Origin of the sequence: Halomonas qaidamensis (genome assembly GCF_025917315.1) — a bacterium.
Classification (GTDB): Bacteria; Pseudomonadota; Gammaproteobacteria; order Pseudomonadales; family Halomonadaceae; genus Vreelandella; species Vreelandella qaidamensis.
On sequence record NZ_CP080627.1, the window covers coordinates 3,416,092 to 3,431,442 of the forward strand.

Below are 15,351 nucleotides of genomic sequence, written 5' to 3' on the forward strand. Positions count from 1 at the left end.
TACTTAAGCTTGCCTTTTCATTTAGACCTAACCACAAAGCGGCGCCAGCCATTGGTGGGCTAACGCCAACAGCAGCCCATAGCGTGCCCCCTTGGCGACCACAATCCAAAGTAACGCACGCCACCAGGGCAATCTAAAAACGCCTGCGAGCACAGTGAGGGGGTCACCAAGAACGGGTGCCCAGGAAAGCAGTAAGCTGACTTCGCCGAAACGTTTGTACCAATGCTCTGCCCGCGCTAAGCCAGCCGGCGACGCTGGGAACCAGCGGCGATGTTGAAACTGGCGAGCATAACGCCCCAGCGCCACATTGATCATACTGCCTAGTGTGTTACCAGCGGTGGCGACAAGCCAAAGTCCGAGCGCTGGCTCACCTAAGCACCACAACCGAGCCAGCCACACTTCTGAGCCACCCGGTAGCAGGGTGGCGCTAGCCAGCGCCACCCAGAACAGGCTAAACATAATAAGAGCCGCCTTTATCAGTCATCACTGATGAGCAAAGCACTGCTTATTGGGGCAGTTGGCCACCTAGTTGTAAGGTGATTTCGTTAGCGATTGTGCGCACTAATGCACCCAGCGCTAGCAAGCGCTCTTCAGGAATGCGTGCCATGGGGCCAGACACGGAAATGGCCGCTAGCGGCGTACCATGTTCATCGTGAATACAGGCAGCAACGCAGTGTAAGCCCACCGCATGCTCCTCACGGTCACAGGCAAACCCCTGAGTGCGAATAGCCGCCATTTCGGCCAATAGTTCATCGGATTGATGCAGGGTATTTTCAGTCACCCGGGCAAGGTCATAACCTTTAAGCAGACGGGCACGCTCGTCTTCGCTCATCCAGGCCAGTAAGGCCTTACCCACCCCGGAGGCATGCAGCGGCGCCCGAGAGCCTAAACGAGTAATCATACGCATCATCTGCGGCGACTCATGCTGGGCAAGAAATACCGCCGTCGCACCATCCCGAATGCCCAAGTTTGCCGTTTCGCCCGTTTCTGCGGTTAAACGGCGCAAAAAAGGCCTGCTTTGGGTGACGACATCGCGTGCTTCTAAAAAGCTGTTACCAATACGGAAGGTTTTAACATCAATACGCCAAAGCCCCTGCTCACTCTCTTGAGTTACAAACCCCTGGCTCTGTAGCGCCTGCAACAAGCGGTGAGTGGTGGAGGGTGCCAAATCAGCCATTTCCGCTAACTCTGACAGGGCTAACCCTAATGGGCTGGCCGACAAATACTCTAACAGCGTGAGGCCTCGTACTAATGATTGGCTGTGCCCACCATTCGCCTTGGTGGCCCCTGCCGGACGTCCGACTGACCTGCGCTTAACATCACTCACCTTACTTTCTCCTGAAGGCGCCTCTCCTGAAGGCATAAAGTGAGTGAGGATAACGCGCCAGCGGGGCCGCTGTCGCGTTTACGGAAACAAATTCCACCAATGATAGCGCAGAGCTTATTAGCGATGACGCCACTGGGGTGGGCGCTTTTCGATAAAGGCATCGATTCCTTCGGCCACATCGTCTGCCAGCATATTGCACGCCATGGTTTCGCCAGCAAAAGCGTAGGCTTCCTCTAACGGCATGGCTAGCTGACGGGCGAACATCGCCTTCCCAGTGCGTACCGCCACTGCGCTTTTGGCACAAATACTCGCAGTAAGCGCTTCCACGGTACGATCAAGCTCGCCCTCTTCGGCAACGCGATTTATAAGTCCCCAGTCCGCGGCCTGGGAGGCACTGATAAACTCCCCAGTCAGGAGCATTTCCATAGCTCGCTTTCGCGATACATTGCGCGACAGCGCTACTGCAGGTGTCGAACAGAAAAGCCCCACATTAATCCCTGACACGGCAAATCGAGCACTGCTAGCCGCTACAGCCAAATCGCAGCTAGCGACGAGCTGGCAGCCAGCGGCTGTCGCAATGCCCTGAACTTTAGCAATCACAGGAACAGGCAAGTTAACAATGGCCTGCATCACCGCGCCGCAGCGAGCAAACAGCGCCTGGTAGTAAGCTTTTTCAGGGTTCGCACGCATCTGCTTTAAATCATGCCCTGCGCAAAATGCCTTGCCGTTCGCGGCCAACACCACGCAGCGCACCTTATCATCCTGGGCAATGTCATCTAACGCACCTTGCAGCGCCGCCAACATCTCCTCAGAAAGTGCATTAAAGCGTTCAGGCTGGTTTAACGTAAGGGTCGTTACCCCTTGATAGTCAGTGCGTTGCAGCAGATCTGAAGACGCCAGTGGCGTATCTGAAGAGGCAGACATAGAAAGCTCCTAGACAGTCGAGTGTTGCTCAGTCTAGCGCGTACAAAAGCTAATGTTGGCGAGATACGACCAAAGAGGCCTCCTGAAAAGCAGGAGACCTCGTGAGTTACGTGTTTGCGCGGCTGCCTTTGCGATGGTTATAGCCTAGAGGATGAGGTTCGCCACGGGCCTTAGCCAGTTCGATTTGGCGTTGACGCTCGCGGGCGGCAGCACGGGTTTTCTCGGGGAGGGTGTCGATGCAGTGAGGGCAGCTGATGCCCGGCTCGTAGGCCGACGACTGCATATCATCAAGCGAGATGGGCATACGGCAAGCGTGACACTGCTCATGCTCACCTTCGCTGAGGTCGTGGCGCACGGTGACCCGGTTATCAAACACGAAACATTCACCGCGCCATAGCGACTGCTCTTCCGGCACTTTTTCGAGGTAGTTCAGCACGCCACCTTTTAGGTGATAGACCTCTTCAAAGCCCTCTTTCAGCATAAAGCTGGAAGCCTTTTCACAGCGGATACCGCCGGTGCAGAACATGGCGACTTTCTTGTGCTGTTCCGGGTTGTAGTGCTCGCGCACGTATTCAGGAAACTCACGGAAGGTAGTCGTTTTCGGGTCAATTGCCCGCTCAAAGCTACCAATCGCCACCTCGTAATCGTTACGAGTGTCAATGACCAGCACCTCCGGGTCAGAGATCACGGCGTTCCAATCTTCTGGTTCAACGTAGGTACCCACGGTATCGTTGGGGTCAATATCTGGCACGCCCAGGGTGACGATCTCTTTCTTCAACTTCACCTTCGTGCGGTAGAACGGCGTTTCGTCGCAGTAGGACTCTTTGTGGTCGATATCGCTTAAGCGAGGATCGGCGGTCAGCCAGGCCAGCAGGGCGTCAATGCCATCGCGGGTGCCGGCTACGGTACCGTTTATGCCTTCTTTAGCCAGCAGCAGTGTGCCCTTAACATCGTTATCGACCATCACTTGACGCAGCGGCTCACGCAGCGCTTCGAAGTCGTTCAGCGTAACAAATTTATACAGCGCCGCGACCACAATGGGCGGCATTTGGGTGGTTTCCGTCATGGAATACTCCTGGTAGTCGCCCTCGCAAAGGGCGGACCGGGTAAATAAACGCGCATAGTTTAGCAAACAATTTAGGCAACGTGCTGCTCTGCTTACTGATAGCTAGGGGCTTGATGGTCATTCATCGATTTATTCGATCTGACCGTCTAAAAAGCTTCACCCCACGCGCTAAGCAAGCGGGCGTATATTGAGACCATTCCTTTATAATATTTTCGGAGTACATCATGCACATCCGCCGTTCTAACGAGCGCGGTTATGCCGACCACGGCTGGCTGCGTTCATACCATACTTTCTCGTTCGCCAATTATAGGGACCCTAACTATATGGGGTTCCGAGCGCTGCGGGTGATCAACGAAGACCGGGTAACGCCGGGTAACGGTTTTGGCGCCCATCCTCACCGGGATATGGAAATTATCTCCTATGTGCTGGAAGGGGAAATGGAGCATCGCGACAATATGGGTAACGGCGAAGTCATGCGGCCAGGCGATGTACAGCGCATGTCCGCAGGTACTGGCGTGCTGCATAGCGAGTTTAACCACTCAAAAGAGAACGGCCTGCACTTCCTGCAAATCTGGATTGAGCCTGCCAAGCGCGGCATTGCCCCTAGTTATGAGCAGAAAGCCTTTCCAGCCACTGAACGCCAAGGACAGTGGCGCCTAGTGGTTTCTCAACAGGGTCGCGAAGGGTCGGTAAGCGTTAACCAGGACGTTAACCTTTACGCGGGGTTGTTCGACGCGGGCGAACAAGTGGATGCCCCCGCTACGCGCTATGCGTGGTTGCATGTGGTGAAAGGCACGGTAGATATTAACGGTGAAACGCTAAGCACTGGTGACGCTGCTGCGTTTCAACCGGGTGAAACGTTCAGCGTGACCGGCAAGCAGCCCGCCGAAGTGCTGCTGTTTGACTTAGCTTAAGCCAGCCACTGAAGCGCAAAACGCCCTAAGTAAAACGGCCCCAAGAAGGGGCCGCTTTAGACGGTTACGCTGACAGCAGCATCTAGCTGTTATGCGCCGAGTACAGCACGCGAATTTTTAGCGTGTGATCTACTTGTTTCAACGCTTCTAGGGCTTGAGGGCCATAGGCCTTATCAACATCAATGACCACGTAGCCCACTTTATCGTTGGTTTGCAGGTACTGGCCTGAAATATTGATGCCATTTTCAGACAATACGCGGTTAATCTGCGATAGCACGCCGGGCACGTTGTCATGAATATGCAGCAAGCGATGCTTATCCGGGTGAGCAGGCAGCGCAACTTCTGGGAAGTTAACAGAAGTAACCGTGGTGCCGTTGTCTGAATAGGTGATGAGCTTTTCAGCCACTTCAATACCGATGTTCTCCTGAGCTTCCAGGGTAGAACCACCGATATGCGGTGTCAGAATCACATTTTCCAGGCCGCGCAGCGGGCTCTGGAACTCTTCATCATTGCCTTTCGGCTCTACTGGGAAAACATCAATCGCAGCGCCATTCAGCTTGCCTGCTTTAATCGCGTCTGCCAGTGGCTCAATCTCAACAACGCTACCACGGGCGGCATTAATCAAGATCGCGCCCTGCTTCATCGCCGCAATCTCTTTCTCGCCAATCATCCAGCGGGTGGACTGCAAGTCAGGCACATGCAAGCTGACCACGTCTGAGCGCTGTAGCAGCTGTTCAAGACTCGCTACCTGACTGGCATTACCCATGCCAAGCTTAGTGATCACATCATAGAAAATGACATTAAAGCCAAGCGATTCAGCCAATACTGAGAGCTGCGCGCCAATGCTACCGTAGCCTACGATCCCCAGGGTTTTGCCCCGCGCCTCGTGAGAGTTTTTCGCCGATTTCAGCCAGCCGCCTTGATGGGCGCGAGCGTTCTTTTCGGGAATACCCCGCAGCAACATAATGGCTTCTGCCAGCACCAGCTCTGCAACCGAACGAGTATTCGAGTACGGCGCGTTAAATACCGCGATGCCACGCTTAAGGGCTGCCGTCAAATCAACCTGGTTTGTTCCGATACAGAAACAGCCAACGCCCACCAGCTTTTCTGCCGCTTCAAATACGCGCTCATTGAGCTGCGTACGTGAGCGAATGCCGATAAAGTGAACATCGCGAATCTTTTCGATCAGCGACGCCTCATCTAGCGAGGTCGGCAGGTGCTCGATGTTTTCGTAACCTGCGTTGTGAAAATTGTCCACCGCGCTTTGGTGGACGCCCTCGAGCAGCAGGATCTTGATCTTGCTCTTGTCCAGGGACGTTTTGGCCATGGCTGAATCAACCTCTATGGTCGGCGGCATGCGCCGTGTATCGGTTCACGGAAGGCCCATATAGTAGCACAGCCACGACCGCTCTCGGCGTCTTGAGATGATGAAAAGTGTGCGTTTACAAGATGAACTAGCCGCAAGTAGAAGAATTGACCAAGGTTGAGGGCAGACGCCACCCCCTTAGCTCGGTGTATACTGGGTGTTTATTTTTTGATAACCCGGCTATAGCCACGTTCGCCGCCCTTAATCAGTATCAGGGCACCAGCAAAATAGTAGGCCTTACCCAATGAGCGATAACACTCTACCTGCGCAAGATTTCGCTGCAACGGTTTCACAACTTGAAACCATTGTGGAACGCCTTGAGTCCGGCGAACTCTCATTGGAGGACGCACTGACCGCCTTTGAACGGGGCGTGCGTCTCACTCGTGACGCTCAACAGCGTCTCGATAACGCCGAACTAAAAGTACGCGCATTAAGTGAAGACCGCGAGGGTAAGCTTGACGTTACCGCTTTTGCGGCAGGACCAGAGACGGACGACGCCACTGATCTTGGCAACGACAGCGAGGAAACGCCGCCATGGTAACGACTGCTAATGCTTCTCAACTGGCGGCGCTGCGCCACGCGAGTAACGCACGGGTTGACGCCACACTCTCAGCATTGTTTGACACCCACCCAGCCGTTGCGCCGCGCCTTGAAGCCGCAATGCGTCACGGCCTACTGGTAGGTGGCAAACGTTTGCGGCCACTGCTGGTTTACCTAGCTGGTAACGCACTAGGGGCGCGTGAAGATGCCTTGGACGCCCCCGCCGCTGCAATTGAGCTGATCCATGCGTACTCATTGATTCATGATGACCTACCCGCCATGGACGATGATGACCTGCGGCGCGGCCAGCCTACGGTGCATAAAGCCTTTGATGAGGCCACCGCGATTTTAGCGGGAGACGCGCTACAGGCACTGGCCTTTGAAGTACTCGCCAGCCAACCCTATCCACGGCTTGGCAGCATGGTAACCACGCTGGCCGTGGCCTCAGGCCGGGCAGGGATGGTCGCAGGCCAAGCGCTAGACTTAGCCGCCGTAGGCGGCCACCCGGATGTGGACGCACTGGCCCATATGCATGCCCATAAGACCGGTGCGCTGATTGTGGCCGCAGTGCGTTTAGGCGGGTTGGTGGCGGTGGATGAAAATGACCCGCGGCTTGCTGCGCTAATTCGCTACGGCCGCGCCATTGGTCTAGCCTTCCAGATTCATGATGATGTCCTGGACGTGACGGGAGATACCGTCACGCTGGGCAAAATCTCTGGTGCTGATGCTGCACGTGCCAAGCCGACTTACCCCAGCTTACTGGGACTTGCCGGCGCACAGCACAAAGCAACTACGCTGATTGAAGAGGCCATTGCCGCCCTCGCCCCGCTTGGCGAGCAAGCCGCACCGCTGGCCGACCTTGCCCACTATATGATCGAGCGCGACCACTGAACAATGTCCATGAAACAAGCAACGTCCATGAAAACATGCCTATGAAGCTGTTCGACGAGATTCCCCACGAGCGCCCCGCGACACCGCTGCTCGACTCTTTTGATCACCCTGCTGCGCTGCGGGCCATGAATGCTAAGCAGCTTGCCCAGTTGGCTGATGAACTACGCGCCTATTTGCTCTATAGCGTGGGAGTGACTGGCGGTCATTTCGGTGCAGGCCTGGGCGTTGTGGAGCTCACCGTAGCGCTTCATCACGCCTTTCATACGCCCAAAGACCGCTTGGTATGGGATGTGGGCCACCAGGCTTACCCACATAAGATTTTGACCGGACGGCGTGACGCAATGCTTAGCATTCGCCAACATAGTGGTTTAGCAGCCTTTCCACGCCGCGCAGAATCCGAGTACGACACCTTTGGTGTCGGCCACTCTAGCACGTCGATTTCAGCGGCTCTGGGGATGGCGCTCGCCGCCCAGGCACAAAACGACCCGCGTCGCGTGTGTGCGATTATCGGAGACGGTGCACTCACCGCGGGAATGGCCTTTGAAGCGCTGGCCCACGCAGGCCACGTTAACGCCAATATGCTAGTGGTGCTGAACGACAACGAGATGTCGATTTCGGAAAACGTTGGCGGCATCGCCACCTATCTAGCCCGTGTGCTGTCTAGCAAGCCTTTCCTTAAAATGCGCGAAGAAGGCAAAAAAGTGCTTTCTCATCTGCCTGGCGCACTCGAACTTGCCAAGCGCACCGAAGAGCACATGAAGGGTATGGTGAGCCCTGCCACGCTGTTTGAAGAGATGGGCTTCAACTATATCGGCCCCATTGATGGCCACGACCTAGAAGCGTTGACTGAAACGCTGTGCAATCTGCGCGACCAAGATGGCCCACAGTTTCTGCATATCAAAACGGTCAAAGGCAAAGGCTTTCTGCCCGCCGAGGCCGACCAGATTGGCTATCACGCTATTACCAAACTGGAAAAGCCCAGCGCCACAGCCAATGCGCCACTGATGAAGCCAGCGGCTGCGCCGAAAGCGGCGGCTAAGAAAAAGTACTGCAACGTGTTCGGCGACTGGCTGTGCGATATGGCAGCCACCGATTCACGGCTGATGGGAATTACCCCCGCCATGGGAGAAGGCTCGGATTTAATTCGCTTCTCCCAGCAGTATCCTGAGCGCTATTTTGATGTCGCCATTGCTGAGCAACATGCCGTAACGCTTGCTGCAGGTATGGCTTGTGAAAATATGAAGCCTGTCGTGGCGATTTACTCAACGTTTTTACAGCGCGGCTACGACCAACTTATTCACGATGTAGCCGTCCAGAACCTTGACGTAACATTTGCGATTGACCGCGCTGGCCTTGTGGGTGAAGACGGGCCAACCCACCACGGCAGTATGGATTTATCGTTTTTACGCTGCATCCCCGGCATGGTGATTTTAGCCCCTGCGGATGAAGCAGAATGCCGTGCCATGCTGAGCGCTGCCTACCATCATCCTGGTCCCGCGGCAGTTCGCTACCCACGCGGCACAGGCCCCGGCGTAGCCATTCCTGACCACTTAGAGTCGCTGCCCATTGGCCAAGCACAGGTGCGCCGCGATGCGGGCAATGACGGTGTACGCATTGCCTTGCTGGCATTTGGTAGCGTCAACAGCGCTGCTGCAGAAGTCGCTGAAAAGCTCGACGCCACACATATCAATATGCGCTCTATCAAGCCACTGGATCGAGACACCGTGCTCCATGCCGCCGATGAACATGAGCTGCTGGTCACTCTAGAAGAGAATGTGATCGCCGGGGGGGCAGGTAGCGCCGTAAACGAGCTGCTGCACGCAGAAGGCGTACAAATCGAAGTGCTAAATTTAGGCCTGCCTGACACCTTTGTTGAACACGGCACCCCCACAGAGTTGCTACGCGACTGCGGCCTAGATGCCGACGGTATCGAGCGTGCCATTCGTGCCCGTCTTCCGTAACGTTTAACGCTTTGACAGTACTTTTAACTTTTTAACAGTTGAGAACACTATGCTATTTCTGATTATCGTGTTTGGCCTGATTGGCCTTGCTGTCGGAGGTCCCATTGGCCTGCTGATTGGCGGTGGATTGGGCTGGTGGTTAGCACGGCGGATTAGCCGCCGACTGAATGCGGCGCGCATGCAGATTCAAGAGGGTTTTTTAGAATCGATCTTCTCGGTAATGGGTTGCTTATGCCAAGCCGATGGCAAAGTCACTGATGGCGAGCTGGGCGTGGCTGAAAAGCTATTCGACCAAATGCACCTTCAAGGCGAACAGCGTGCCAGGGCACGGGCAGCCTTTGAGCGCGGGCGGGCCGATGATTTCAATCTTGAAGCAGAATTGGCCAGCGTCAATCGCCTAACCCAGCGCCAGCCGATTTTACGGCAGGTGTTTTTGCAGGTTCAGTTAACCGCCATCGCGGCTGACGGCGTGCTTCACCCTGCAGAGCACGAGATGATTCTACGTGTAGCCCGCGGGGTTGGTTGTAGCGACGCTGAAGTACAGCAAATCGAAGCCATGCTTCACGGTGCCGCCGCGAATTCGCAAGGTTCCAGTGAAGAGGCATTGAAAGACGCCTACCGTGTACTTGGGGTGAATGAAGACGCCAGCGACGCAGAAATCAAAAAAGCGTACCGTCGTCTGATGAGCCAAAATCACCCCGACAAATTGGCTGGCAAAGGGCTGCCTGAAAGCATGCGTGAAGTGGCACAGGCGCGCACCAGCGAAATTGGCAACGCTTACGAACGTATCCGTAGCGCCCGTGGCCAATAGACAGGTTTCTAAGCACTCGCTACAGTAAAACCCCACCGCGCTGCTTAGGAGCCGCCGTATGATAATCCACTACAGTTTTCCAAATTCCCGCTCGGTGCGGGTTGCCTGGACACTTGAAGAGCTTGGCCTGGACTACCACTGCCAGCACGTAGCACTAGATAAAGGCGAGGGGCAAACCGCTGAGCACCTAGCTCGCCATCCAGATGGCAAGGTGCCAGTGATGGAAGATGGCGCGCTAACGCTGTTTGAGTCGGTGCCTATCTGTCGTTATCTTGCCGAGCAATACGGTGATGGCAGCCTTCTGCCAGAAAGCGCCGCTGAGCGAGCGCAGGTCGATCAGTGGCTAAGCTTTATCGTCACTGAAGTCGAGCAGCCGCTATGGCTACAGGCCAAGCATAAATTCGCTTTACCCCAAGATAAGCGCGTACCTTCAGTATTGCCTACCGCCGCTTGGGAATTTCAGCGGGCACTGCTAGCGCTGGAGCGCCGTTATCAGGGCCAGGAAACGTTAGTCGGCGAGACGTTCACCTTGGCAGACATCTTCCTTACCCATACGTTAACGTGGGCAGCCAGCATGAAACACCGCCTGCCTGAACCTCTGGCTGCCTACCGCGCACGCCACGCTGACCGTCCTGCGCTAGCCCGTGCCATGGCTAAAGAGCAAGCAGCCGCTGAAGAGCGTTAAGTAACCGCCTGGTGGGGCAGCACAGCGCTATAAACGGCGATGTAGTGGCAGACACTTCCAGCCATTACAAATAGATGCCAAATAGCGTGGTTGTAGGGAATGGCACGCACAGCGTAGAAGATAACCCCCAGCGTGTAGATGATCCCCCCTGTAGCAAGTAGAGCGATGCCGGTCACCGATAAGCTGGCCGCCATCTCTCTTGAGGCCAACACAATCATCCAGCCCATGAGGAGATAGATCGCCACGCGTAGCACCGAAAAACGCTGTGGCCATAGCAATAGGAAGCCAATCCCTACTAGCGCTAGCGACCACACGGCGATAAATAAGACCCAGCCCGTGGTGCCGCGTATATTAACGAGCAGAAAAGGCGTATAAGTGCCCGCGATAAGTAAATAAATCGCACAGTGGTCAAGCAACTGAAAGCGTCGCTTCCAGCGCCGATGGGAAATACCGTGATAGAAGGTCGACGCGGTATAAAGCAGCACTAGCGTGGTGCCATAGAGGCTCAGACTGGCAATTTTCCATGGGTCGACATGGGCCGCTAAACTCGCCACCACCAGCAACACCACCATGCCCACTAGGCTGAGCACAGCACCCACGCCATGGGTAACACTGTGCCACCACTCTTCGATACTGCTGAATTCGCCCTGCTTGCCGGGCAGTGCATCAGGTTGTTGTTGATCGACAGCTTTCATTTTGGGGAACCCCTAAAAACCTCTTCCCCTCACTATCACCCTTTACGTTCAATATCGACATCGCTGGCCTGGGTAAAATCGTCCAACGCCATCATATGGCCAAGCTTGCCAGCTTTTGTCGAAAGGTAATGTTCATTATGAGGGTTTAGGCCAGTGGTGATCGGCAGGCGCTCAACCACATTCACGCCGTCGCGGGTTAAGGCATCTACCTTACGCGGGTTATTGGTCATTAGCTTTAATGCCGTGATACCCAAGTGGTTGAGCATCGGCACACACAGGTCATAGCGTCGCATGTCAGCCCCGAAACCAAGTTGCTCGTTGGCCTCGACCGTATCGGCACCTTGGTCTTGCAGGTGATAAGCGCGAATTTTATTTAGCAGCCCGATACCTCGCCCTTCCTGACGCAGGTAAAACAGCACGCCACGCCCCTCTTCGGCAATACGCTTAAGTGCTTCTTGCAACTGATAACCACAGTCGCAGCGCATCGAGAACAGCGCATCGCCCGTTAAGCACTCGGAATGTACGCGCCCCAACACTGGCTCGCCGCCGCTCACATCGCCTAGTGTTAAGGCGATATGGTCTTTACCCGTGGCTTCGTCTTCGAAACCATGCATGGTGAATGTGGCCCAAGGCGTGGGCAGCCGGGAAGCGGCAATGAAGCGAATGGTCACAGGTTACCTCGTTGATTAACCAAACCAGCTAACCACACCGGTGTTGGCAAAATAAGAAAACAGTTTACCAGGAAGCAGCGACGGCCTCACGGTATCAACAGGGTGCGTCGATTTTTCTTAGCGGGAGAGCCGCTATGCGCCCTCTCTTTAAGTACTAGTCTTTAAGTACTAGTCCTATCTTCAAGTACAATGACTCCCTTACAATGCGGGCAAATTTCTCAAGAGCAAGTATTTATGACCACCACACCATTGCAAAATGATCGTTTTCTTCGCGCATTAGCCCGTCAGCCCGTTGACCGCACACCGGTATGGATGATGCGCCAAGCGGGTCGTTACCTGCCAGAGTATCGCGCTAGCCGTGCCGATGCTGGCAGTTTCATGGATCTATGCCGTAATCATGACCTGGCTTGTGAAGTTACCCTGCAGCCGCTGGAGCGCTACCCGCTCGACGCCGCAATTCTCTTTTCGGATATTCTAACGATCCCTGACGCTATGGGCTTGGGTCTCTATTTCGAAACCGGTGAAGGCCCTAAATTCAGAAAAACCGTACGCACCCCAGAAGAGGTAGCGGCGTTAACCGTTCCCAACGCCGAGCGCGACTTGGATTACGTGATGCGCGCAGTATCAACTATCCGCCGCGAGCTGAACGGCCGCATGCCACTGATTGGTTTTTCGGGCAGTCCCTGGACGCTTGCCACTTATATGGTAGAAGGCGGTTCCAGCAAAGATTTCCGCCATCTAAAAACCATGCTTTACGACACGCCAGACACCATGCATCAACTGTTGGACACTCTGGCTCAGTCGGTCACTGACTACCTTAATGCGCAAATTCGCGCTGGCGCTCAAGCGGTACAGATTTTTGATACCTGGGGTGGCGCGCTCTCAACTCCCGCCTACCTAGAATTTTCGCTGCGCTACATGGAGCAAATTGTCTCTGGCCTGATCCGTGAACATGAGGGACGCCGCGTGCCGGTCATTCTGTTCACCAAAAACGGCGGCCAGTGGCTGGAGCATATTGCCTGCGCCGGTGCCGATGCGCTGGGTATTGATTGGTCTACAGAGCTTTCCGACGCTCGTGCGCGGGTGGGTCATAAAGTGGCATTACAAGGCAACCTTGATCCGAATGTGCTGTTCGCCCGGCCTTCTGCTATTCGCGCAGAAGTCGCCCGCGTGCTGGAAAGCTACGGCCACGGCCCCGGCCACGTGTTTAACCTAGGCCATGGTATCAGCCAGTTTACTAACCCTGATCACGTCACCGCCTTTATGGAGGCGCTGCATGATTTAAGCCCGCAGTATCATCAAAGCATTCCGACCCAGACAGATAACACGCGCCCAGGAGCAAAGTAATGAGCGATTTACGCGACGATCAGTGGTTTACCGAAGTCTTTGATAGCCACGGCAGCGCTTTCTCGCTGAAAGTCACTGAGAAGTTGTTAGATGTTCAAAGCCCTTATCAGCATCTGGAAGTGTATACCACAGAGACCTACGGCAACCTGATGGTACTTGATGGCTGCGTGATGCTGACCGATCGCGATAACTTCCTCTATCACGAGATGATCGCCCACCCGGCACTGTTCACCCATCAAGACCCCAAGCGCGTGGTGATTATTGGCGGCGGCGACTGCGGCACGTTAAAAGAAGTGTTACGTCACCCTGGCGTTGAAAAAGTGACCCAAATCGATATCGATGAAGAAGTCACTAAAGCTGCCGAGCGCTTTTTCCCAGCGCTGGTAGAAGCTAACGGTGACCCGCGTGCCGAGCTGCTGTTTGCTGATGGGGTGAAGTGGGTAGACGACGCTGCCGATGAGAGCATCGACGTGCTGATTATCGACTCTACCGACCCCGTCGGCCCCGCCGAAGGGCTGTTTAAAACCGACTTTCTAAAGCGCTGCCACCGTATTTTAAAAAATGGCGGTGTCATGGTGCAGCAGAGCGAATCGCCGCTTTACCATAGCGGCTCTATCATCCGTGAACTGCGTAACGATATGCGTGAAGCGGGCTTTGATAGCGTGGCAACGCTGCCCTTCCCACAGCCAGTGTATCCGTCTGGCTGGTGGAGCGTCACGCTGGCCGGTAAAGCTACCAGCGTTGAAAGCTTCCGCGAACAGGCTGCCGCTGAACACGAAATGCCGCTACAGTACTACACAGGTGATGCTCACCGTGGTGCACTATCGCTACCGCCTTTTATGCGTAAAGCCTTCGCATAACGCTGCGTCTGCGAATAGCCAAAAGGCCGAGCATTGCTCGGCCTTTTTTTATGGGCTTACGTTTTTGAGCTTACGTTTACTTGCCCTTTCACGTTAAGGAATAACAAATGAAAACCGTTCGTTGGTTGGGAGTAGGAATTGGTGCTTTAGTACCTGCGCTGGCTATGGCCAGCACGCTGGAAACTGTCCAAGAGCGCGATAGCGTGCGCTGTGGCGTTAACGCTGCCCAGCCAGGCTTTTCGTCATTAGATGACAATGACCAGTACCGAGGCCTGGATACCGATGTGTGCCGTGCCATTGCTGCTGCTGCGCTTGGCGACGCGTCAAAAGTAGATTTCGTGCCACTCGACTCAGTAGAGCGTTTCACCGCACTGCAGTCTGGCGAAGTCGATGTCCTATCACGCACCACTACCTGGACATCAAGCCGTGACACGACGATGGGTATGAACTTTACCGGCGTGAGTTACTACGACGGCCAGGCCTTTATGGTCGCCAGCGATCTTGGCGTGCAAAGCGCTAAAGAACTCGATGGCGCGGCAGTTTGCACCCAGTCCGGCACCACTAGCGAACTCAATCTCTCTGACTACTTCCGCGTCAACGACATGACCTATGATACCGTCGTATTTGATGCACCAGAGCAGTCGATTGCAGGCTTTGAAGCAGGCCGTTGCGATGTTTTAAGCTCTGATGCCTCCCAGCTTTATGCTCAGCGGATGCAGCTTGCTGACCCCGACATGGCGGTAGTACTCCCTGAAATCATCTCGAAAGAACCACTCGGCCCAGCCGTCCGTCAAAATGACGACCAGTGGTTCAATCTTGTGAAGTGGTCACTGTTTGCCATGCTAAACGCGGAAGAGCTTGGCGTCACGCAAGCTAATGTGGATGAGCAGCTCACCTCGGAAAATCCTGATGTCATGCGCCTGCTTGGTCAAGATGGTGACTTTGGTGAATCAATGGGCGTCAACACCGATTGGGCCTACCAAATCATCAAGCAGGTGGGTAACTACGCTGATATCTATGACCGCAATGTCGGTGCCAACTCAGACTTCAAGATTGCCAGAGGCTTAAATGCTTTGTGGAAAGAGGGTGGGATTCAGTACGCACCGCCGATTCGTTAAGCCTGCGTGTCCTTCAAGCCTATGAATCTGCCGCACTGTATTCTTAGCATTGAGTTCTTAACAGTAAGCCACACGAATTCAAGTTAACTGCAGCCTTAGCGACTACGCACCAAAATGAAGCAATCGCTAGTCGCTAGGGTCTCTTTTTGCACCAATACTTTCGTATACAGCGCGT

General features: G+C 54.8%; 16 protein-coding genes. 9 read left to right on the forward strand and 7 right to left on the reverse strand.

Features of this window, described 5'->3' with window-relative positions; all coding sequences use genetic code 11:
* Positions 1-27: 27 nt before the first annotated feature.
* The 4 genes from K1Y77_RS15360 to trhO all read right to left on the reverse strand — a co-directional run bounded on the left by K1Y77_RS15360 (position 28) and on the right by trhO (position 3,317).
* The gene (locus K1Y77_RS15360; protein WP_264429349.1) at positions 28-459 is read right to left on the reverse strand and encodes a YqaA family protein; all 432 of its coding nucleotides are present in this window, start codon (positions 457-459) and stop codon (positions 28-30) included.
* A gap of 46 nt (positions 460-505) precedes the next feature.
* Entirely contained in the window at positions 506-1,327 is an 822-nt protein-coding gene (locus K1Y77_RS15365; protein ID WP_264429351.1) for an IclR family transcriptional regulator, read from the reverse strand.
* A 117-nt stretch (positions 1,328-1,444) separates the two neighbouring features.
* Complete coding sequence (locus tag K1Y77_RS15370; RefSeq protein ID WP_264429353.1) at positions 1,445-2,251, reverse strand: enoyl-CoA hydratase; 807 nt, start codon at positions 2,249-2,251, stop codon at positions 1,445-1,447.
* 106 nt (positions 2,252-2,357) lie between these two features.
* Positions 2,358-3,317, reverse strand: a complete 960-nt coding sequence (trhO, locus tag K1Y77_RS15375; protein WP_030071091.1) for an oxygen-dependent tRNA uridine(34) hydroxylase TrhO — start codon at positions 3,315-3,317, stop codon at positions 2,358-2,360.
* A gap of 224 nt (positions 3,318-3,541) precedes the next feature.
* Here trhO and K1Y77_RS15380 point away from each other — a divergent pair, with 224 nt between their 5' ends.
* Positions 3,542-4,231, forward strand: a complete 690-nt coding sequence (locus K1Y77_RS15380; RefSeq protein ID WP_264017435.1) for a pirin family protein — start codon at positions 3,542-3,544, stop codon at positions 4,229-4,231.
* Between the two features lie 82 nt (positions 4,232-4,313).
* Here the strand turns inward: K1Y77_RS15380 and serA are convergent, their stop codons facing one another.
* Positions 4,314-5,558 carry a phosphoglycerate dehydrogenase gene (gene serA / locus K1Y77_RS15385; RefSeq protein ID WP_264017434.1) on the reverse strand — a complete coding sequence of 415 codons (1,245 nt, stop codon included), beginning with the start codon at positions 5,556-5,558 and terminating at the stop codon, positions 4,314-4,316.
* Between the two features lie 283 nt (positions 5,559-5,841).
* Between serA and K1Y77_RS15390 the strand changes: the two genes are divergently transcribed.
* The 5 genes from K1Y77_RS15390 to K1Y77_RS15410 are packed head-to-tail and all read left to right on the forward strand — an operon-like array spanning position 5,842 to position 10,485.
* Positions 5,842-6,138, forward strand: a complete 297-nt coding sequence (locus tag K1Y77_RS15390; protein ID WP_264017433.1) for an exodeoxyribonuclease VII small subunit — start codon at positions 5,842-5,844, stop codon at positions 6,136-6,138.
* On the forward strand, positions 6,132-7,028 hold the full coding sequence (gene ispA, locus K1Y77_RS15395; RefSeq protein ID WP_030071098.1) for a (2E,6E)-farnesyl diphosphate synthase: 897 nt from the start codon (positions 6,132-6,134) through the stop codon (positions 7,026-7,028). The genes K1Y77_RS15390 and ispA overlap by 7 nt, the downstream gene beginning before the upstream one ends.
* A gap of 35 nt (positions 7,029-7,063) precedes the next feature.
* Positions 7,064-8,989, forward strand: coding sequence for a 1-deoxy-D-xylulose-5-phosphate synthase (gene dxs, locus K1Y77_RS15400; protein WP_264429357.1), 1,926 nt, complete (start codon positions 7,064-7,066; stop codon positions 8,987-8,989).
* A gap of 49 nt (positions 8,990-9,038) precedes the next feature.
* Positions 9,039-9,800, forward strand: a complete 762-nt coding sequence (gene djlA, locus K1Y77_RS15405) for a co-chaperone DjlA (protein ID WP_030071103.1) — start codon at positions 9,039-9,041, stop codon at positions 9,798-9,800.
* A 58-nt stretch (positions 9,801-9,858) separates the two neighbouring features.
* Positions 9,859-10,485: a glutathione S-transferase family protein gene (locus K1Y77_RS15410; protein ID WP_264017430.1), complete on the forward strand. Its 627-nt coding sequence runs from the start codon at positions 9,859-9,861 to the stop codon at positions 10,483-10,485.
* On the opposite strand, the gene trhA is transcribed toward K1Y77_RS15410, so the two are convergent.
* Positions 10,482-11,180 carry a PAQR family membrane homeostasis protein TrhA gene (trhA, locus tag K1Y77_RS15415; protein WP_264429359.1) on the reverse strand — a complete coding sequence of 233 codons (699 nt, stop codon included), beginning with the start codon at positions 11,178-11,180 and terminating at the stop codon, positions 10,482-10,484. The genes K1Y77_RS15410 and trhA overlap by 4 nt on opposite strands.
* A 35-nt stretch (positions 11,181-11,215) precedes the next feature.
* Positions 11,216-11,851 carry a GTP cyclohydrolase II gene (gene ribA / locus K1Y77_RS15420; protein WP_030071109.1) on the reverse strand — a complete coding sequence of 212 codons (636 nt, stop codon included), beginning with the start codon at positions 11,849-11,851 and terminating at the stop codon, positions 11,216-11,218.
* Positions 11,852-12,085: 234 nt separating this feature from the next.
* On the opposite strand from ribA, the gene hemE reads away from it, so the two are divergent.
* From hemE to K1Y77_RS15435, 3 genes are all read left to right on the forward strand, one after another.
* Positions 12,086-13,198: a uroporphyrinogen decarboxylase gene (hemE, locus tag K1Y77_RS15425; protein ID WP_264017427.1), complete on the forward strand. Its 1,113-nt coding sequence runs from the start codon at positions 12,086-12,088 to the stop codon at positions 13,196-13,198.
* Entirely contained in the window at positions 13,198-14,058 is an 861-nt protein-coding gene (speE, locus tag K1Y77_RS15430; RefSeq protein WP_009723178.1) for a polyamine aminopropyltransferase, read from the forward strand. The genes hemE and speE overlap by 1 nt, the downstream gene beginning before the upstream one ends.
* Positions 14,059-14,165: 107 nt before the next feature.
* On the forward strand, positions 14,166-15,176 hold the full coding sequence (locus tag K1Y77_RS15435; protein ID WP_030071112.1) for an amino acid ABC transporter substrate-binding protein: 1,011 nt from the start codon (positions 14,166-14,168) through the stop codon (positions 15,174-15,176).
* Positions 15,177-15,351 lie beyond the last annotated feature (175 nt).

What these genes read in the sequence shown, in the direction of transcription:
- K1Y77_RS15360 (WP_264429349.1), bottom strand. Translation starts at nt 459, where the DNA reads ATGTTTAGCCTGTTCTGGGTGGCGCTGGCTAGCGCCACCCTGCTACCG.
- K1Y77_RS15370 (WP_264429353.1), bottom strand. Translation starts at nt 2,251, where the DNA reads ATGTCTGCCTCTTCAGATACGCCACTGGCGTCTTCAGATCTGCTGCAA.
- trhO (WP_030071091.1), bottom strand. Translation starts at nt 3,317, where the DNA reads ATGACGGAAACCACCCAAATGCCGCCCATTGTGGTCGCGGCGCTGTAT.
- K1Y77_RS15380 (WP_264017435.1), top strand. Translation starts at nt 3,542, where the DNA reads ATGCACATCCGCCGTTCTAACGAGCGCGGTTATGCCGACCACGGCTGG.
- serA (WP_264017434.1), bottom strand. Translation starts at nt 5,558, where the DNA reads ATGGCCAAAACGTCCCTGGACAAGAGCAAGATCAAGATCCTGCTGCTC.
- K1Y77_RS15390 (WP_264017433.1), top strand. Translation starts at nt 5,842, where the DNA reads ATGAGCGATAACACTCTACCTGCGCAAGATTTCGCTGCAACGGTTTCA.
- ispA (WP_030071098.1), top strand. Translation starts at nt 6,132, where the DNA reads ATGGTAACGACTGCTAATGCTTCTCAACTGGCGGCGCTGCGCCACGCG.
- dxs (WP_264429357.1), top strand. Translation starts at nt 7,064, where the DNA reads ATGCCTATGAAGCTGTTCGACGAGATTCCCCACGAGCGCCCCGCGACA.
- djlA (WP_030071103.1), top strand. Translation starts at nt 9,039, where the DNA reads ATGCTATTTCTGATTATCGTGTTTGGCCTGATTGGCCTTGCTGTCGGA.
- K1Y77_RS15410 (WP_264017430.1), top strand. Translation starts at nt 9,859, where the DNA reads ATGATAATCCACTACAGTTTTCCAAATTCCCGCTCGGTGCGGGTTGCC.
- trhA (WP_264429359.1), bottom strand. Translation starts at nt 11,180, where the DNA reads ATGAAAGCTGTCGATCAACAACAACCTGATGCACTGCCCGGCAAGCAG.
- hemE (WP_264017427.1), top strand. Translation starts at nt 12,086, where the DNA reads ATGACCACCACACCATTGCAAAATGATCGTTTTCTTCGCGCATTAGCC.
- speE (WP_009723178.1), top strand. Translation starts at nt 13,198, where the DNA reads ATGAGCGATTTACGCGACGATCAGTGGTTTACCGAAGTCTTTGATAGC.
- K1Y77_RS15435 (WP_030071112.1), top strand. Translation starts at nt 14,166, where the DNA reads ATGAAAACCGTTCGTTGGTTGGGAGTAGGAATTGGTGCTTTAGTACCT.